The 17566-nt window shown below is 69.0% G+C and carries 16 protein-coding genes; 8 read left to right on the forward strand and 8 right to left on the reverse strand.

Features of this window, described 5'->3' with window-relative positions; all coding sequences use genetic code 11:
- Nucleotides 1-80: 80 nt before the first annotated feature.
- Nucleotides 81-494 (reverse strand): DUF5319 domain-containing protein, encoded by a 414-nt coding sequence (locus tag DQP58_RS21180; protein ID WP_007773416.1) that lies wholly within the window; start codon nucleotides 492-494, stop codon nucleotides 81-83.
- Between the two features lie 173 nt (nucleotides 495-667).
- Between DQP58_RS21180 and guaB the strand changes: the two genes are divergently transcribed.
- The 3 genes from guaB to DQP58_RS21195 all read left to right on the forward strand — a co-directional run bounded on the left by guaB (nucleotide 668) and on the right by DQP58_RS21195 (nucleotide 5226).
- Nucleotides 668-2263: an IMP dehydrogenase gene (gene guaB, locus DQP58_RS21185; protein WP_112710168.1), complete on the forward strand. Its 1596-nt coding sequence runs from the start codon at nucleotides 668-670 to the stop codon at nucleotides 2261-2263.
- A gap of 8 nt (nucleotides 2264-2271) precedes the next feature.
- Nucleotides 2272-3411 (forward strand): GuaB3 family IMP dehydrogenase-related protein, encoded by a 1140-nt coding sequence (locus tag DQP58_RS21190; protein ID WP_112710169.1) that lies wholly within the window; start codon nucleotides 2272-2274, stop codon nucleotides 3409-3411.
- Between the two features lie 69 nt (nucleotides 3412-3480).
- A complete protein-coding gene (locus tag DQP58_RS21195; protein WP_112710170.1) occupies nucleotides 3481-5226 on the forward strand; it encodes a GMC family oxidoreductase N-terminal domain-containing protein in 1746 nt (581 codons plus the stop codon).
- Here the strand turns inward: DQP58_RS21195 and DQP58_RS21200 are convergent.
- Complete coding sequence (locus DQP58_RS21200; RefSeq protein WP_112710171.1) at nucleotides 5223-6116, reverse strand: TauD/TfdA dioxygenase family protein; 894 nt, start codon at nucleotides 6114-6116, stop codon at nucleotides 5223-5225. The genes DQP58_RS21195 and DQP58_RS21200 overlap by 4 nt on opposite strands.
- 60 nt (nucleotides 6117-6176) lie before the next feature.
- Between DQP58_RS21200 and DQP58_RS21205 the strand changes: the two genes are divergently transcribed.
- Nucleotides 6177-6752, forward strand: a complete 576-nt coding sequence (locus DQP58_RS21205; RefSeq protein ID WP_112710172.1) for a TetR/AcrR family transcriptional regulator — start codon at nucleotides 6177-6179, stop codon at nucleotides 6750-6752.
- Here DQP58_RS21205 and DQP58_RS21210 read toward each other — a convergent pair.
- Genes DQP58_RS21210 through DQP58_RS21235 form a run of 6 tightly spaced genes read right to left on the reverse strand, consistent with a single transcriptional unit; the run spans nucleotide 6746 to nucleotide 14223 of the window.
- A complete protein-coding gene (locus DQP58_RS21210; RefSeq protein WP_112710173.1) occupies nucleotides 6746-9124 on the reverse strand; it encodes a glycoside hydrolase family 65 protein in 2379 nt (792 codons plus the stop codon). The genes DQP58_RS21205 and DQP58_RS21210 overlap by 7 nt on opposite strands.
- Nucleotides 9121-9927 carry a beta-phosphoglucomutase family hydrolase gene (locus DQP58_RS21215; RefSeq protein ID WP_240630021.1) on the reverse strand — a complete coding sequence of 269 codons (807 nt, stop codon included), beginning with the start codon at nucleotides 9925-9927 and terminating at the stop codon, nucleotides 9121-9123. Before DQP58_RS21215 ends, DQP58_RS21210 begins: the two co-directional genes overlap by 4 nt.
- Nucleotides 9928-9951: 24 nt before the next feature.
- Nucleotides 9952-10764, reverse strand: coding sequence for a class I SAM-dependent methyltransferase (locus tag DQP58_RS21220; RefSeq protein WP_112710175.1), 813 nt, complete (start codon nucleotides 10762-10764; stop codon nucleotides 9952-9954).
- The gene (locus DQP58_RS21225) at nucleotides 10761-11588 is read right to left on the reverse strand and encodes a class I SAM-dependent methyltransferase (protein ID WP_112710176.1); all 828 of its coding nucleotides are present in this window, start codon (nucleotides 11586-11588) and stop codon (nucleotides 10761-10763) included. Before DQP58_RS21225 ends, DQP58_RS21220 begins: the two co-directional genes overlap by 4 nt.
- A complete protein-coding gene (locus DQP58_RS21230; RefSeq protein WP_112710177.1) occupies nucleotides 11585-12697 on the reverse strand; it encodes an NmrA family NAD(P)-binding protein in 1113 nt (370 codons plus the stop codon). The genes DQP58_RS21225 and DQP58_RS21230 overlap by 4 nt, the downstream gene beginning before the upstream one ends.
- Nucleotides 12694-14223, reverse strand: a complete 1530-nt coding sequence (locus DQP58_RS21235) for an MFS transporter (RefSeq protein WP_112710178.1) — start codon at nucleotides 14221-14223, stop codon at nucleotides 12694-12696. The genes DQP58_RS21230 and DQP58_RS21235 overlap by 4 nt, the downstream gene beginning before the upstream one ends.
- Before the next feature lie 77 nt (nucleotides 14224-14300).
- Between DQP58_RS21235 and DQP58_RS21240 the strand changes: the two genes are divergently transcribed.
- The 4 genes from DQP58_RS21240 to DQP58_RS27255 form a co-directional block, all read left to right on the forward strand.
- Nucleotides 14301-14945, forward strand: coding sequence for a winged helix-turn-helix transcriptional regulator (locus tag DQP58_RS21240; RefSeq protein WP_112710179.1), 645 nt, complete (start codon nucleotides 14301-14303; stop codon nucleotides 14943-14945).
- A 78-nt stretch (nucleotides 14946-15023) separates the two neighbouring features.
- Complete coding sequence (gene guaA / locus DQP58_RS21245) at nucleotides 15024-16592, forward strand: glutamine-hydrolyzing GMP synthase (protein WP_430916411.1); 1569 nt, start codon at nucleotides 15024-15026, stop codon at nucleotides 16590-16592.
- A 170-nt stretch (nucleotides 16593-16762) separates the two neighbouring features.
- Entirely contained in the window at nucleotides 16763-17443 is a 681-nt protein-coding gene (locus tag DQP58_RS21250) for a hypothetical protein (protein WP_112710180.1), read from the forward strand.
- Nucleotides 17444-17447: 4 nt separating this feature from the next.
- Nucleotides 17448-17566 (forward strand): hypothetical protein (locus DQP58_RS27255; RefSeq protein WP_240630024.1); only part of this gene is annotated, 119 nt, incomplete at its 3' end.

Genomic DNA, 17566 nt, shown 5'->3' on the forward strand with positions numbered 1-17566 from the left:
CGTCAGTGGGTAAGCATCACCATCACGGCCAGACGCCACCGCCGGTGGCGCCGCTGATTCCGAATCAATGAGCCGCTAAATCAGTGCCGGCGGTGGAAACCGTCGGCGTCCGAGGTCGCTTCGTTCAGCGACGCGTCGGCATACCCGCGGCAGTAGTCCCACGTGACGTAGGCGTCCGGCTCGGGGTCATAGGCGGGCTCGTGCGGGCGCACAGTGCCGTCGATCAGCAGCTGCAGCAGGTTGGCCCGCAGCATGTCCCAGTCGTGGTAATGATCCTGCTGACATTCGTCGCAGCAGACCACCAGCCCGCGAATACCCTTGTGCGCCAGCAGCGCTTCGTACACGGCCAGATCGGCGAGGTCGGCCTCGACGGCCATTCGCTCTTGTTGATCCAGGGGCTGGCCTGGCTCGACGGCTTCCAGGGCCGCCGACGGATCACAGGGGTCGTCGGCGAAAGGGTCGGGCGGCAAACCCGGTGGGAGGTGGTCGCGCACGCCTCTAGCCTACGCAGCCCGCCCCGGATAACGCCAGCAGGCGGCTACCCGCCATGCCGGATGGTTCCGTCGCGCCGTTTGGTGCGCGCGGCGCGCCCGAGCAAGCGGACGGCAGGGACGAGCGAGCCGATAGGATGGGTCTCTCACGCCGCATCGTATGGAGGGCCCCTCTGATGACCCGTGGCACGTCCCACCTGGAAGACAGCTCTGACCTCGTCGGCAGTGCGTATGTGCGGGTGGGTGGCCTGGTCGACGACCCGGTGCCCACCGGGGGCGACAACCCGCACAAGATCGCCATGCTCGGGCTGACGTTCGACGACGTCTTGCTGCTGCCGGCGGCCTCCGACGTGGTGCCCGCCACCGCGGACACCTCCAGCCAGCTCACCAAGAAGATCAGGCTCAAAGTGCCGCTGGTCAGCTCGGCGATGGACACGGTCACCGAGTCGCGGATGGCCATCGCGATGGCCCGGGCCGGCGGCATGGGTGTGCTGCACCGCAACCTGCCGGTGGCCGAGCAGGCCGGCCAGGTCGAGATGGTCAAACGCTCGGAGGCCGGCATGGTCACCGACCCGGTCACCTGCCGCCCGGACAACACCCTGGCCCAGGTCGACGCGATGTGCGCGCGGTTCCGCATCTCCGGCCTGCCGGTGGTCGATGAGTCGGGCGCGCTGGTGGGCATCATCACCAACCGCGACATGCGGTTCGAGGTCGACCAGACCAAGAAGGTGGCCGAGGTGATGACCAAGGCCCCGCTGATCACCGCGCAGGAGGGCGTGTCCGCCGATGCGGCGCTGGGGCTGTTGCGCCGCCACAAGATCGAGAAGTTGCCCATCGTCGACGGCCACGGCCGGCTGACCGGGCTGATCACCGTCAAGGACTTCGTCAAGACCGAACAGCACCCGCTGGCCACCAAGGACAGCGACGGCAGGCTGCTGGTCGGCGCCGCCGTCGGCGTCGGCGGTGACGCCTGGGTCCGGGCGATGATGCTGGTCGACGCCGGGGCCGACGTGCTGATCGTGGACACCGCGCACGCGCACAACCGGCTGGTGCTCGACATGGTCGGCAAGCTCAAGGCCGAGGTGGGCGAGAAGGTCGAGGTGATCGGCGGCAACGTCGCCACCCGCTCGGCCGCCGCGGCCCTGGTCGCCGCCGGCGCCGACGCGGTGAAGGTGGGCGTCGGGCCGGGCTCGATCTGCACCACCCGGGTGGTCGCGGGCGTGGGCGCACCACAGATCACCGCGATTCTGGAGGCGGTCGCGGCGTGCGGCCCGGCGGGCGTGCCGGTGATCGCCGACGGCGGCCTGCAGTACTCCGGCGACATCGCCAAGGCGCTGGCCGCCGGCGCGTCGACGGCCATGCTTGGCTCGTTGCTGGCCGGCACCGCCGAGGCCCCCGGCGAGCTGATCTTCGTCAACGGCAAGCAGTTCAAGAGCTACCGCGGGATGGGGTCGCTGGGCGCCATGGCCGGACGCGGCTCGGGCAGCGGGAAGTCGTATTCCAAGGACCGCTACTTCGCCGACGACGCGCTCTCCGAGGACAAACTGGTGCCTGAGGGCATCGAGGGCCGGGTGCCCTTCCGCGGCCCGCTGTCCTCGGTGATCCACCAGCTGACCGGCGGCCTGCGCGCCGCGATGGGCTACACCGGCTCGCCGAGCATCGAGGCGCTGCAGCAGGCGCAGTTCGTCCGGATCACGGCGGCCGGGCTGCGGGAGAGCCACCCGCACGATGTCGCCATGACGGTCGAAGCCCCCAACTACTACGCACGCTGAGGCCGGAGATGGTCGAGATCGGGATGGGCCGCGTCGCCCGTCGCAGCTATGAACTGAGCGAAGTCAGCATCGTCGCGTCCCGGCGCACCCGCTCCTCGCAGGACGTCTCGACCGCCTGGCAGCTGGACGCCTACCGGTTCGAGATTCCGGTGCTGGCGCATCCGACCGACGCGCTGGTGTCGCCGGAGTTCGCGATCGAGCTGGGCAAACTCGGCGGCCTGGGCGTGCTCAACGGCGAGGGACTGATCGGGCGCCACGCCGACGTCGAGGCCAAGATCGCCCAGCTCGTCGAGGCGGCCAGCAAGGAGCCCGAGCCCTCGGCGGCCATCCGGTTGCTGCAGGAGCTCCACGCGGCCCCGCTGAACCCGGACCTGCTGGGCTCCGCGATCGCCCGGATCCGCGACGCCGGCGTCACCACCGCCGTGCGGGTCAGCCCGCAGAACGCCCAGGCGCTGACGCCGGTGCTGGTGGCTGCCGGCATCGACCTGCTGGTCATCCAGGGCACCATCGTCTCGGCCGAGAGGGTGGCCCAAGACAGGGATGGGGCCGGTGAACCGCTGAACCTCAAGACCTTCATCTCCGAGCTCGACGTCCCGGTGGTCGCCGGTGGCGTGCAGGACCACCGCACCGCACTGCACCTGATGCGCACCGGCGCCGCCGGCGTCATCGTCGGATACGGCGCGACCAGGGGAGTGACCACCAGCGACGAGGTGCTGGGCATCAGCGTGCCGATGGCCACCGCGATCGCCGACGCCGCCGCCGCGCGGCGCGAATACCTCGACGAGACCGGCGGCCGCTACGTGCACGTGCTGGCCGACGGCGACATCCACACCTCCGGCGAGCTGGCGAAGGCCATCGCCTGCGGGGCCGACGCGGTGGTGCTGGGCACGCCGCTGGCCGAGTCCGCCGAGGCGCTGGGCGAGGGCTGGTTCTGGCCGGCCGCCGCGGCGCACCCGTCGCTGCCGCGCGGGGCGCTGCTGCAGATCGCCGTCGGTGAGCGCCCGCCGTTGCAGCAGGTGCTCAACGGGCCGTCCGACGATCCGTTCGGCAGCCTCAACCTGGTCGGCGGCCTGCGCCGGTCGATGGCCAAGGCCGGCTATTGCGACCTCAAGGAGTTCCAGAAGGTCGGCCTGACCGTCGGTAGTTAGCCGGGCGACCGGGCTGAGCCCGGCGAGGGCCGCTGGCTTGTTACCCGCCGGTAAGGCCATACTGGGGCGATGAAGCCGGATTACGACGTACTGATTATCGGTTCGGGTTTCGGGGGCAGCGTCAGCGCGTTGCGGCTGACCGAAAAGGGCTACCGCGTCGGCGTATTGGAGGCCGGCCGCCGGTACGCCGACGAGGATTTCGCCGAGACGTCCTGGGATCTGCGGAAATTTTTGTGGGCGCCGAGGCTGGGTTGCTACGGGATTCAGCGCATCCACCCGCTGAAGAACGTGTTGATCCTGGCCGGCGCCGGGGTGGGCGGGGGCTCGCTGAACTACGCGAACACCCTCTATGTGCCGCCGGAGCCGTTCTTCAACGACCCGCAGTGGAAGCACATCACCGACTGGCGCGACGAGCTGATGCCGCACTACGAGCAGGCCAAGCGGATGCTCGGCGTGGTGGAGAACCCGACCTTCACCGACGCGGACCGGGTCGTCAAAGAGGTCGCGGACGAGATGGGCTGCGGTGACACGTTTGTGCCGACGCCGGTCGGGGTCTTCTTCGGTCCGGACGGCACCAAAGCCCCGGGCAAGACCGTGCCGGACCCGTACTTCGGGGGCGCCGGGCCGGAGCGCACCGGTTGCCTGGAATGTGGTTGCTGCATGACGGGCTGCCGCTACGGCGCCAAGAACACCCTGCTGAAGAACTACCTGGCTCTCGCGGAATCCGCTGGGGCGCAGGTGATTCCGATGACCACGGTGAAGCGTTTCGAGCAGCGTCCCGATGGGCTGTGGGAAGTTCGCACCGTGCGTACCGGCAGTTGGCTGCGCCGCGACCGGCGCACCTACACGGCGAAGCAGGTGATCCTGGCCGCCGGCACCTGGGGCACCCAGCATCTGCTGTTCAAGATGCGCGATCGGGGTCTGCTGCCGCGGCTGTCGGATCGGCTGGGCGTGCTCACCCGCACCAATTCGGAGTCCATCGTCGGCGCCGGGAAGCTCGAGGTCGACCCGAACCTCGACCTGACGCACGGGGTGGCGATCACGTCGTCGATCCACCCGACGCCGGACACCCACATCGAGCCGGTCCGCTACGGCAAGGGCTCCAACGCGATGGGGCTGCTGCAAACCCTGATGACCGACGGGACCGGCCCCGAAGGCAGCGACGTGCCGCGCTGGAGGCAGCTGTTGGACCAGGCCCGCGACGATCCGCGTCGCATGATGCGGTTGCTCAACGTGCGTCAGTGGAGCGAGCGCACGCTGATCGCCCTGGTGATGCAGCACCTGGACAACTCGATCACCACCTACACCAAGCGCGGCAGGCTGGGCATCCGCTGGTACACCAGCAAGCAGGGACACGGTGAGCCGAACCCGACGTGGATCCCGGTCGGGAATCAGGTCACCCGGCGCATCGCCGACAAGATCGACGCCGTGGCCGGCGGCACCTGGGGAGAGCTGTTCAACATCCCGCTGACCGCGCACTTCCTCGGCGGCGCCGTGATCGGCGACAACGCCGAGCATGGGGTGATCGACCCGTATCACCGGGTTTACGGCTACCCGACGCTGTTCGTGGTGGACGGCGCGGCGATCTCGGCCAACCTGGGCGTCAATCCCTCGCTGTCAATCACCGCTCAGGCCGAGCGGGCCGCCTCGTTGTGGCCGAACGCCGGTGAGGACGACCAGCGCCCGGCGCAGGGTCAGCCGTATCGCCGGCTGGAGCCGATCCCGCCCAAGGCGCCGGTCGTCCCGGCCACCGCGCCCGGCGCGCTGCGCTGGTTGCCGAGCAATCACATCAGCTCCACCGCCGACGCCAGTTAACTCGCCAGCACCTGAAGCGGCGCGCCGCTGACCACCCGGCTGCGCTCGCCGCGCACGTTGACCGGGACGTCGCCCATCAGGGTGATGCGGTGCATCAGCCGGGGCTGGTCGTCGTAGTCGTCGACCGCCCGGTGCTGGGTGGCGCGGTTGTCCCACATGGCGACGTCGCCGTGCGCCCAGTTCCATTGAATAGTGTTCTCCGGCACCGTGATTCGCCGCTGCAGCAGCTCCAGTAGTGCGGTTGACTCGTGGCTGTCCAGGCCGACGAAGCCGCGCACGAAGTCACCGGCCACCAGGGTGCGTTCGCCGGTCTCGGGGTGCACCCGCACCACCGGATGCTCGGTGCGGAAGTCGGGCTTTTCGAACGCCTGCCGAAACGCCCGCTGACCCTCGCTCATCGCTTCGGTGCTCACGTAGTCGTACCGGTTGGTGTGCAGCGCCCAGAGGTTTTCCACCAGGCATTTGAGGGGTTCGGGCAGCTGCTGGTAGGCCGCCACGGTCGAGGCCCACAGCGTCGAGCCCCCGTACGCCGGCAGCGTGACCGCACGCAGGATCGACGCCGAGGGGTAGTTGGCGGCGAACGTCACGTCGGTGTGCCAACGATTCGCCTTGCCGTACTCGGAGTCGATCGGGGTGATCACCGGGAGGTGCTGGGCGGCCAGGGCCGACGCGGCCGGGTGCCCGATGGGCGTGCCCAGCAGACCGGCGAACGCGAGCTGCCCGGAGTCGTCGAGGTGGTGCTGGTGACGGAAGAAGATCACCTTGTGGGTCAACAGCGCCCGGCGGATCGTCTCGACCGCGTCCTGGTCGAGGTCGCCGCCGAGGCGAACCCCGTCCACCCGGGCGCCGATGCGACTGCCCAGCTTGGTGACGGTTATTTGACCTGTCATTTCGTGTTCCTTGACTCAAAACGGGTGTAGTCAATCGACTACATTTGGTAGTGTAGTCACATGACTACAACTCCCGCAACCGGCCGCGGGAAGGTGCCCACCGGGCGCGCGGAGGTGGCCGCGGCAATCCTGGAAGCCGCCACCGATTTGTTCGCCGAGCGCGGTCCGGCCGCGACGTCCATCCGCGACATCGCCGCGCGCTCCAACGTCAACCACGGACTGGTGTTCCGCCACTTCGGCACCAAGGAGCAATTGGTCGGCGCCGTGCTCGATCACCTGGGCGCCAATTTGAGCGCCCTGCTGAGCGCCGACGCGCCCGCGGCCGTGCTGGAGAGTTCCCTAGATCGCCAGATGCGGGTGATGGCGCGCACCGTGCTCGACGGCTATCCCGCCGGCCAGCTACAGAAGCGCTTTCCCAACATCGCGACGCTGCTCGACGTCGTGCGGCCGCTCTACGACGACGACGTCAAGGCCCGGCTGGCCGTCGCCAATGCCCTTGCGCTGCAGTTCGGTTGGCGCCTGTTCGCCCCGATCCTGCGGTCCGCCACCGGGATTGAGGAGCTGACGGATGCCGAAATACGTGCAGCGGCCGGCGCCGAGGTGCAACGGATCCTCGGGCCGACCGATAGTCAGTGAGCCCGCACCGAGTCCGCGATCAGGGATCGCCGATGCAGCGGTTCGCGGCCCGGCGGCTGCTGCGGCGGCGCTAATAGCGGCTTGCGGGGACGCACCTCGACCGTCGTCGGGGATTCGGTGCTCAGCTCGAGGTCCTCGCCGGCGTGCCGGATGGTCAGCTCGCCGCCAGGGCCGTCGCGCAGCGTGTAGGTGACATCGGCGTGGTTGACATCGACCGTGACCCGGAAATCGCGCCACCGCAGCCGGAACCGTAGCCGCGAAATGCCATCAGGCAGTTGAGGATCCAGCGACAGGATGCCCTGGTCGTCGCGCAGGCCGCCGAAGCCGGACACCAACGCCGTCCAGGCGCCCGCCAACGAGGCCATGTGCAGGCCGTCGCGGGTGTTGTGGTGCAGGTCGCGCAGGTCGATCAGGGCGGCCTCATAGGCGTAGTCGTGCGCAAGCTCCAAATGCCCCACCTCGGCGCACATCACCGCCTGGGTGCAGGCTGACAGCGAGGAGTCGCGCACCATGCGCGGCTCGTAGTAGTCGACGTTGCGGGCCTTTTCTTCGGGTGTGAACGCGTGGCTTTGCCAATGCATCGCCAGCACCAGGTCGGCTTGCTTGATCACCTGCGCGGGATACAGGCGCACGTACGGGTCGTGCAGCAGCAACGGGTAGGCGTGGTTCTCCTGGAAGTTCCACTCCGCAAACGTGGTGAAGCCTTCACACTGCTGATGCACTCCCAGGCCGTCGTCGTAGGGGATGTTGGCGCGATCGGCCGCATCGCGCCAGGCGGCCTGCTCCTCGGTGGTGACCCCCATCGCCTTGGCCTCCTCGGGGTGCCGATTGCAGGCCTGCGCGGCGATGCGCAAATTCTGCGCGGCCATCAAGTTGGTGAAGACGTTGTCGCGCACGATCGCGGTGTACTCGTCGGGGCCGGTGACGCCGTCCAGATGCCAGACGCCATGGCGGTCGTGATGCCCGAGTGACAGCCAGAGCCGGGCGGTCTCGACCAGCACCTCCAGCCCGCAATCTGCTTCCAGGTCGTCGTCCCCGGTGACGACGCGGTAACGCTCGAAGGCCATCGCGATGTCGGCGTTGATATGGAAGGCGGCCGTGCCGGCCGGCCAGTAGGCCGAGCATTCTTGGCCGCGGATGGTGCGCCAGGGGAAGGCGGCACCCTCGAGGCCCAATTCGGCCGCCCGCTCCCTGGCCAGATCCAGGGTGGAGGCCCGCCAGCGCAGCGCGTCGGCGACCGTGTGCGGCGCGGTGTAGGTGAGCACCGGCAACACATAGCCCTCGGTGTCCCAGAAGGCGTGGCCGTCGTAGCCGGTACCGGTCAACCCCTTGGCGGCGATCGCGCGGCGTTCGGCGCGGGCGCTGGCCTGCAGCAGGTGAAAGAGCCCGAAGCGCACCGCCTGCTGGGATTCGGGGTCGCCCTCGACCTCGACGTCGGCGCAATCCCAGAAGTTGTCCAGATACTCGCGCTGCGAATCCAGCAGCCCCTGCCACCCGGTGTAGCGGCCGCTGTGCAGCGCCGCGGCCACCTGGTCGCGCAGCGCCGGGCGCGAGCGCATGCTCGACCAGCCGTACGCCACGTATTTGACGATGCGCAGCTTCTGTCCCGCGCGCAGTCCACAGATCACCGTTGTCCGCGCCAGGTCGGCGCGCGCATCGGTGGTGACCTCGACGCGCCCGGGAACGTCGACCTCGTGATCCATACCGGCGGCCATCATCAGCGCGCTGCTGCGCGTTCGGTGCATGAGAACCGCGCCGGTGTCGGTGCGTTCGTGGTCGACCTCTTCGAGCGGGTTTTCCAGGATGGCCGACACCCGCGGGTCGCCGGAGGTCTCCGGTTGGTCCTCGTTGGTAACCAGCTCGGACTGCACCGTCACCCGGACGAACTCGTCGACCGCTTCCACGCAGTACTCGATGGCGGCGAGGCCGCGCTGGGCCAATGACACCAGCCGGGTGGAGACCACCTTGACCTGCTTGCCGGCCGGCGAGCACCAGTGCGCGCTGCGGGTCATCGTTCCGGCGCGCAGGTCCAGATCCCGTTCGTGGCACAGCACCTCGCCGTAGCGGACGTCGAACGGCTCGTCCTCGACCAGCAGCCGGATGATTTTGCCGTTAGTGACGTCGATGAGCGTCTGGCCGGCTTCCGGGTAGCCGTAGCCGGCCTCGGCGTAGGGCAGCGGCCGCTTCTCGTAGAAGGAGTTCAGGTAGGTGCCCGGCAGACCATAGGGCTCCCCCTCGTCGAGGTTGCCGCGCAGCCCGATGTGCCCGTTGGACAGGGTGAACAGGGATTCCGATTGCGCGAGCAGGTTCAGATCGAGCTTTGTCTCGCGCACGTGCCAGGGGTCAACGGGAAACGATTCGTCGGTGATCATGAGCGCAGCAGCTCGGCGAGGTCGGTGACCACCACGTCGGCGCCGTTGCGGCGCAGTTCCTCTGCCTGGCCCACCCGGTCGACGCCCACCACGAACCCGAAGTTACCGGCCCGGCCGGCCGCCACGCCGGATATTGCGTCTTCGAACACCGCCGCCGCTGCGGCGTCGACGTCGAGCAGTTGCGCCCCGCGCAGGTAGGAGTCGGGGGCCGGCTTGCCGGCGATGTGTTCGTCGCGCAGGGTGATGCCGTCCACCCGCTGCTGCACGAACCGGTCCAGGCCGGTGATCTCGAGGACGTCGCGGGTGTTGGCGCTGGACGACACCACCGCGATTTCCAAGCCCGCGGCCGACACCGCCTCGAGGTAGCGGCGGGACCCGTCGAACACCTTGACGCCGTCCTCCTTGAGGACCTTCTGGAACATCTCGTTCTTGCGGTTGCCCAGGCCGTAGATCGTCTCGGCGTCATCCGGGTCGTCGGGGCTGCCGTCGGGCAGGTGGATGTCGCGGCTTTCCAGAAAGGACCGGACGCCGTCCTCGCGCTTCTTGCCGTCGACGTATTCGCGGTAGTCGGCGGCCGCGTCGAAGGGGACGAACTCGTCACCGGTGCGCTTGGCCCGGTCGGACAGGTAGGCGTCGAACATGGCCTTCCAGGCCTTGGTGTGCACACTCGCGGTGTCGGTGAGCACGCCATCGAGGTCGAACAGACAGGCACGCACCTCCTCCGGCAGACCCAGCGCTGAACTCAACGGCGGACCTCGCTCTCTGGTCTCGGGAACTGGCTTAAGCGATACCCACTTCACCATGCCCGCCATGCGTGTCGCCAGGGATCAGCGGTCTTTTGCCACTGCGACGCCCTGGATCGCGCGCAGGCGCCCATCGGCCAGCGCCCGGGTGAGGTTTTCGGCCTTGCGGTCGAAGTCGGGGACGAAGGCGTGCAGGCCCAACGGCTGAGGTGGCTGGGCCAGCAACGCCTGCATGAGCGAGCTCGCGGTCTCGGTGAGGTCGTTCCAGTGCTGCACCACCAATCCCGCGGAGGTGACCAGGGTGCGCAGCTCGCCGGGAGTCACCAGGTGGCTGCTGGCGGCGGTGTCGGCCCAGGGCAACGGGAAGTCGAGTGCGCGGCCGTCGCCAATGGTCAAGTCCCACAACGCAAGCCGACCACCGGGAGTGAGGACGCGGCGCGCCTCGGCGTAAAGCCGCGCCTTGCCGGCGACGTTCATCTGGACGTGCTGGCTGATCGCGACGTCGAAAGTGTCGTCGGCGAAGGGGAGTTCGGTGACGTCCGCCTGGCGAACCGCGATGAGGCCGTCGAGACCGACGAGCCGGTTGAGCCAGTCGTTCGTCTCGCAGTACTCCTCGGTGAGGTCCACGGCGGTGACCCGGCAGCCGTAGCGGTCGGCGACGTAGCGGGCCGTGCCGCCGACCCCGCCACCGGCGTCGAGCACCCGGCTTGCGGGTGTGATCGCGGCCAGCTCCACCAACTGCGCGGTGGCGATGCGGCCGATGGTGTGGAAGTCCTCCAGCAGGGCCAGGTCGGCGGGTCGAAGGCCGTCGAGGTCCTTCCCGGCGTCGATCAGCGCCCGTTCGATGTTTGGCCGCGACAGGCCGGTCGAGTACTGGGCCTGGACGGTGTCGTTCATTTCTGCACCTGAGCCCACGCGGTGATGATGGGCGGCATCGCGATGAGAGCGTTGACCGCCTGCGCCTCCTGACGGAACCGCGGCACGAACTCGTCGATGTCGGCGAGTTCGTCGATGGCGAAGCCCCCTTGTTCGGCAATGGGGGACACCAGCCGCCAGACTTCCGCGAGGTAGGCCAGGATGTCGGTGTCGGCGGCCGTGCCGATCGGCGTGCCGAGGGTCAGCCGCGGAGCGCCCAGGCCGGCATCGGCGAAGATCGTGTGCAGCGTGGTGCCGAATCGCGGGCTGAGCCCCATGTCCTCGAAGGCGCGAACGATTCCGCCCGTCACGCGCCGGAACAGCGGCGTGTCCGGAACGCCGTGCGCACCGGTGATGTCGTTCTCCGAGAACGCGACAACGCCGCCGGGGCGTACGAACGAGCTGAGGCGCCGCAACGTGGCTGCCGGGTCCGGCAGGTGCATCAGGATCAACCGGCCGATGACCGCGTCCACCGGTTCGTCCGGCACGATGGTGTCGACCGCGGCCTGGGTGAAATGCACTGTGCGCAAGCCATGTTCGAGGGCGCGGGCGCGTGCGAGCTCGACCATCGCGGCCGCGGCGTCGACGCCGAGGACGGTCCCGGTCGGACCGACCAGCCGGGCGGCGACGAACGACACGTCGCCGGGTCCGGACCCGATGTCGAGCACGCGCATGCCCGGCCGCAGCCCGGCCAGTCGCAGCGCGTGCTCGGTGTGGTGGTCGTAGAGCCGGCCCTGCAGGAGGAGCCGCTGCACCTCCGCGTCGGCATGGCCCAAGACGTACGTGCTGCCTTGTGCGGTACTCATCGTGTTCCGATCCTTTCTCCAGCGGCGTTCAGGACAACGGGATTGCGGTGCGCGACGCCATGCTCACTGCGCCATACCGGGGACTGGCCGGACAGCCGCGGATGAGCGGGCTGCGGGTGTTGTTGGGTCCGGTCGAACTTGTCCAGCCGGCGCATCGGTGTCAGCGCGATCAACATAAAGTTGCCCAGCTGTCGCATGAAATTGCCTGCGGTACGGCGAGATTCCGGACCGGTGGCATAGCGGCGCGCGATGGTGAGGAAGTCCTCGGGCTCGACGCCGGCGACATCGCGGACGTGTGTGGTCGGCGCGCCCACCTCCCAAGTTCCCTGGCCGTGCTCGGGAAGGTAGTGACGCAAGCTGGACTGGAAGAACCCATCGGCGCCGAGCCGTTTGGCGTTGACGCGCACGGCGCGCATGAACATCCACGGCGGAACGTCGATGTGACGCACCCGCCTGCCCAACGCTGCACCGATCGCGTCGGCGATCTCGGCCCCCGAGAGCAGCGTCGGTCCCGTGGGCCGGTAGGCGCGCCCGTCGTGACGATGGGGGTCGAGCAGCGCGCCGACGGCGACCCGCGCGATGTCTTCGTTGGAGGGCGGCGCGTTTCGGCCCACCCCGGTCGGTGTCGGCAACACTCCCAGCTGGGCGGCCAGGGGGACCAGCTGCAGGTAGTTGTCGGCAAAGTAACCCGGATCGACGGCTACGTGCGCCGTGTCGGGCAGCAACTCGAACAACTTGTCGGTCAGCCAGGCCTGTCTCGTCATCAGCGACGGATGCTCCGGGCTGGCCAGCCATTGGCCAAGCGCCACCACCGCTTCCACGCCTGCGCGCCGGGCGGCCACGGCGAAGGCAACCGCGCTGTCGAGCGCGTGCGGATGATAGGGAGGGTTGAAATAGAGCCGGTCGATCCCGGCCATCGCACCCATAACCTCTTGGATGTCAAACATATCGGCGACGACGACCTCGGCGCCCATCTCCCGCAACCGGGTGCTGCGCGCGTCCTCGCGGTGCACCATGGCCCTGGTTCTGACGCCCTTTTCCAGCAGCTGTGCGGCGACCGCGCCGCCGATCTTTCCGGTGGCGCCGGTGACCAATATTCGACTTTTCATCGGAGTGTCCTTTCCTGTTGAGGCGCCGGTTGCCTGGCCGGGAGAAGCCAGCCGACGACGATCGCCGCGCCCAGCGCGATGCCCGCGCAGACCAGCGAGCTGACCTGCAGCCCGTCCAGGAACGCGCGATCCACGACGGCGCGCACCTGCCCCGCTTGGTGTGCGGGTAGCCGCTGGATCACCGTGTGCGCCAGGGCCATTGAGTGGCGCATCGCGTCGGCGGGCAAGCCCGTCAGGGGGGCCGCGTCAAGGTGCCCGGAATACACGGACGCGAAGATGCTGCCGGCGATGGCCACTCCGAGCGTGCCGCCGAGCTCGCGGGTGGTGTCATTGACGGCCGAGCCGACACCGGCCTTGTCGGCGGCCAGCGATCCCATGATCGCCTCGGTGGCCGGCGAAAAGGTCAGGCCCAGGCCCCCGCCGAGCAGCAGCATCTGCGCGGCGATCTGGAGGTAGGGCGTGGCGGCGTCGGCGGTGGACGCCCAGGCCAGCCCGGCGGCGAACACGGCCAGACCGGCGGCGACGACGGCGGTGGTGCCGACGCGTTCGACCAGCCGGGGTCCGACGATGCTGGCCAGCGCGATCGAGGCGGCGACCGGCAGCAACCGCACGCCGGCCTGAAATGCCGTGTAGTCCTTGATGAATTGGAAGTACTGGGTGATGACGAAGATGAAACCGAACAGGGTGAGAAACCCGGCGGTCACCGCGAGGCTGCCGCCGGCGAACCGGCGGTTGGCGAACAGCGAGACGTCGAGCATCGGATGGGCGCTGCGCCGTTCCCAGCGGGCAAATCCGGCGAGAACGGCTGCGGCGAGGGCGAATCCGGCCGCGGTCCGGCCGTCGGTCCACCCCCACGTGGGCGCCTCGATGACCGTGTAGACCAGCGCAGTGACCCCGATCGCGGACAGGATGAGCCCGCCGACGTCGACCGGCGGCGCCGCCGGGTCGCGTGAGGTCGGGACGACCAGCACACCACCGACGATGGCCAGCGCGGCGATCGGAATGTTCACCATGAAAATCGAGCCCCACCAGAAGTTTTCGAGCAGCCAGCCGCCGCTGATCGGGCCGACGGCCACGCCGACACCGACCATGGCCGCCCACAGTCCGATCGCCTTGGCGCGCGGCACCGGATCGGTGAAGATGTTGGTGATCAGTCCCAGCGTGGTCGGGAAGATCACCGCGGCGCCCACCCCCATGGCCGCCCGCGCGGCGATCAACGCCTCGGCCGAATTGGTCTGTGCGGCAATCGCGGATGTGACGGCGAACAGCGCCAGCCCGGAATTCAGCCAGCCCCGCCTGCCGTAGCGGTCGGACAGGCTGCCCGCCGAGAGCAGCAGCCCGGACATCACCAGCGTGTAGGCGTCGACGATCCATTGCAGCTGTGCGGTGTCGGCGCCGAGTTCGCGCGACAGCGTGGGCAGCGCGACGTTGACGATGGTGGCGTCGACGCTGATGACGAAGACACCCAGGCAGATGACGGCGAGCGCGGCGATGGGGTGGTTGCGAAAGGCTGGGTCGGTGCGCATGGACAAGACAATAAATCTGCCAGACAAACAAATCAAGTAATAAGTTGAAAAATATGTCTAGCACCAGGTAGGGTGGCATGGTGGCGTCCCGCAGGAACTACAACCAGAACTGCCCGATCGCCCGCGGGCTCGACGTCCTGGGCGAGCGGTGGACCCTGCTGATCCTGCGCGAGCTGGTCGGCGGCGCCCGCCGTTACGGTGACCTGCGGGCCGAACTGCCCGGCATCGCAACGAATCTGCTCGCCGAGCGGCTCAAGGAGCTCACACATGCCGGGCTGGTCGACCGCGCCGACCTGCCGGCACCGATCGGTCGCACCGTCTACACCCTCAGCGACCTGGGCTGGCAGCGCGTGCTGCCGGTGCTACAGAGCATCGCGTGGTTCGGGCTGGACCACCTGGACCCGATCGGCGACGGGCCGGTGTCGCCGCTCAACGGCTTCTTGGCCGGAATCCTGCTGGGCTTCCAGTCGGACCGGGCCGCCGGTGTGGAGACGACCTGCCGGGTCGAGATCGACGGCCGCCGTTTCGAATTCGCGATGACGCAGGGACGCCTGGCGGGTGTCCGCGGTGAGCCCGCGGTGACGATCACGGCGGCCGCGGCGGACCTGGTGGCCGCCCGGCTAAGCACTGACGAAGCCAAGCGCACCGCGGCGCGGCGGCGAATCGAGTTCCACGGCGACGCGGACGCCGTCGGCGCCGTCCGCACTGCGTTTGCGCTGTAGGCCTGTCGGGCGGTGGCGGCGTGAGCAGCCACTAGACTCGCGTGCGTGGCCGACCCCACTGAAAGCCCTGAACTCGAGATCTCCGAGGTGTCCGGAGCGCCGGCCCGACCCGTGCTGGTCGTGGACTTCGGCGCGCAATACGCGCAGTTGATCGCCCGTCGCGTCCGCGAGGCGCGGGTGTTCTCCGAGGTCATCCCGCACACCGCCACGGTCGAGGACATCAAGGCCCGCGACCCGCTGGCGCTGGTGCTCTCCGGCGGTCCATCCAGTGTCTACGCCGAGGGCGCGCCCCAGATCGACCCGGCGCTGTTCGATCTCGGGGTGCCGGTGTTCGGCATCTGTTATGGGTTTCAGGCGATGGCGCAGGCGCTGGGCGGGACCGTCGCCCACACCGGCACCAGCGAATACGGTCGCACCGAACTGAAAGTCCTTGGCGGCGAACTACATTCGGGATTACCGAGTGTGCAGCCGGTGTGGATGAGCCACGGTGACGCGGTCACGGCCGCGCCGGACGGGTTCGAGGTGGTGGCCAGCAGCTCCGGCGCTTCGGTGGCCGGCTTCGAAAACCGGGCCCGGCGCCTGGCCGGTGTGCAGTATCACCCGGAGGTCATGCACAGCCCGCACGGCCAGCAGGTGCTCAGCCGGTTCCTGCACGACTTCGCCGGTCTGGGCGCGGACTGGACGGCCGCCAACATCGCCGAGGTGCTGATCGAGCAGGTGCGCGCCCAGATCGGCGACGGCCGGGCGATCTGCGGACTGTCGGGCGGGGTGGATTCCGCGGTGGCCGCCGCGCTGGTGCAGCGCGCCATCGGTGACCGGCTGACCTGTGTCTTCGTCGACCACGGGCTGCTGCGCGCCGGCGAGCGCGCGCAGGTGCAGCGCGACTTCGTCGCCGCCACCGGGGCCAACCTGGTCACCGTCGACGCAGCCGACACGTTTCTCTCCGCACTCGCGGGCGTGACCAATCCCGAAGGCAAGCGCAAGATCATCGGGCGCCAGTTCATCCGGGCCTTCGAGGGTGCGGTGCGAGACATCGTGGGGGACGGGGATTCTCACGTCGATTTCCTGGTGCAGGGCACGCTGTATCCGGACGTGGTGGAATCGGGCGGTGGCAGCGGGACCGCGAACATCAAGAGCCACCACAACGTCGGCGGCCTGCCCGACGACCTGAAGTTCACGCTCGTCGAGCCGCTGCGGCTGCTGTTCAAGGACGAGGTCCGCGCGGTCGGCCGCGAGTTGGGCCTGCCGGAGGATATCGTTGCGCGCCAACCCTTTCCGGGACCGGGCCTGGGGATCCGGATCGTCGGCGAGGTCACCGCTGCCCGGTTGGACACGCTACGGCGTGCGGACTCGATCGCCCGCGAGGAACTCACCGCGGCCGGCCTGGACACCCTGATCTGGCAGTGTCCGGTGGTGCTGCTCGGCGAGGTGCGCTCGGTCGGCGTGCAGGGCGATGGCCGCACCTACGGACACCCGATCGTGCTGCGCCCGGTGTCCAGTGAGGACGCCATGACCGCCGACTGGACCAGGGTTCCCTACGAGGTGCTCGAGCGCATCTCGACCCGGATCACCAACGAGGTGGCCGAGGTCAACCGCGTGGTGCTGGACATCACCAGCAAACCACCCGGCACCATCGAATGGGAGTAGGCCCCCGCCGCGAAAATGCGGCCACATGCCACCCATCAGCCACACCAGTATCGATCGCATAACGCTGCCCCTTGCGTCGCTTGACGGTTGTCGGAGGGCAGGTGTTTACTTCGAAATGTATCGAACATACATTCGAATACTTTTCCCGGACGGGGTGCTAGGAGGCTGTCATGACCGCGGCTTTTGCCTCCAGCCATCGCCAGGAAACCCGCGCTGAGCAGCTGGAATCGCTGCGCCGGCGGATGGCGAGCATCGCCGGGAAGAAGGCCGGGGCCGCCGCGGCGCCCGCCGACGATCTGCTGCCCGACTCGGAGTCCCAGCTGGCCCTCCCGCCGTGGCTGGCCGACCTACTGCCCGTGCCGGTGCCGCGGGGAACGGTCGCGGTGCTCTCGGGTGCCCGGTCGCTGTTGCTGAGCGTGGTGGCCGCCGTCACGGCGGCCGGTGGCAACGCCGCAATCGTGGGCCAGCCGGACATCGGGTTGCTGGCCGCCGCGGAGATGGGGGCGGATCTGAGCCGGCTCGCGGTGATACCGGATCCCGGCACCGATCCGGTGGAAGTGGCCGCGGTGCTCGTCGACGGCATGGACCTGGTGGTCCTGGGGCTGGGCGGGCGCCGGGTGCCGCCGACCCGGGCGCGGGCGGTGGTGGCCCGCGCCCGTAACAAGGGCTGCACCCTGCTGGTCACCGGCGGCGATTGGCAGGGGGCGCCGACGCGCCTGGCCGCCCGGGTCTGTGGGTATGAGATCACTGCCGGGGGCCGTCCCGGATTCGGCCGGATCGGCGGGGTGCGGCTGCAGGTCAGCGGGACGTGCGCTGGACGACGGGTGACGTCTCCTGCGCGAGCCGGGTAATGCCATGGTAACCCACTCTGGTTCAAGGGTTTTGGCGATCTGGTGCATGGATTGGCCGGCGGTCGCGGCGGCGACGGCCGCGGGTCTGTCCGCGACCGCCCCGATTGCGGTCACGCTGGCCAA

This window comes from Mycobacterium colombiense (assembly GCF_003284975.1).
Lineage (GTDB): Bacteria > Actinomycetota > Actinomycetes > Mycobacteriales > Mycobacteriaceae > Mycobacterium > Mycobacterium europaeum_A.

What these genes read in the sequence shown, in the direction of transcription:
- guaB (WP_112710168.1), top strand. Translation starts at nt 668, where the DNA reads ATGACCCGTGGCACGTCCCACCTGGAAGACAGCTCTGACCTCGTCGGC.
- DQP58_RS21190 (WP_112710169.1), top strand. Translation starts at nt 2,272, where the DNA reads ATGGTCGAGATCGGGATGGGCCGCGTCGCCCGTCGCAGCTATGAACTG.
- DQP58_RS21195 (WP_112710170.1), top strand. Translation starts at nt 3,481, where the DNA reads ATGAAGCCGGATTACGACGTACTGATTATCGGTTCGGGTTTCGGGGGC.
- DQP58_RS21200 (WP_112710171.1), bottom strand. Translation starts at nt 6,116, where the DNA reads ATGACAGGTCAAATAACCGTCACCAAGCTGGGCAGTCGCATCGGCGCC.
- DQP58_RS21205 (WP_112710172.1), top strand. Translation starts at nt 6,177, where the DNA reads ATGACTACAACTCCCGCAACCGGCCGCGGGAAGGTGCCCACCGGGCGC.
- DQP58_RS21210 (WP_112710173.1), bottom strand. Translation starts at nt 9,124, where the DNA reads ATGATCACCGACGAATCGTTTCCCGTTGACCCCTGGCACGTGCGCGAG.
- DQP58_RS21215 (WP_240630021.1), bottom strand. Translation starts at nt 9,927, where the DNA reads ATGGTGAAGTGGGTATCGCTTAAGCCAGTTCCCGAGACCAGAGAGCGA.
- DQP58_RS21220 (WP_112710175.1), bottom strand. Translation starts at nt 10,764, where the DNA reads ATGAACGACACCGTCCAGGCCCAGTACTCGACCGGCCTGTCGCGGCCA.
- DQP58_RS21225 (WP_112710176.1), bottom strand. Translation starts at nt 11,588, where the DNA reads ATGAGTACCGCACAAGGCAGCACGTACGTCTTGGGCCATGCCGACGCG.
- DQP58_RS21230 (WP_112710177.1), bottom strand. Translation starts at nt 12,697, where the DNA reads ATGAAAAGTCGAATATTGGTCACCGGCGCCACCGGAAAGATCGGCGGC.
- DQP58_RS21235 (WP_112710178.1), bottom strand. Translation starts at nt 14,223, where the DNA reads ATGCGCACCGACCCAGCCTTTCGCAACCACCCCATCGCCGCGCTCGCC.
- DQP58_RS21240 (WP_112710179.1), top strand. Translation starts at nt 14,301, where the DNA reads ATGGTGGCGTCCCGCAGGAACTACAACCAGAACTGCCCGATCGCCCGC.
- DQP58_RS21250 (WP_112710180.1), top strand. Translation starts at nt 16,763, where the DNA reads ATGACCGCGGCTTTTGCCTCCAGCCATCGCCAGGAAACCCGCGCTGAG.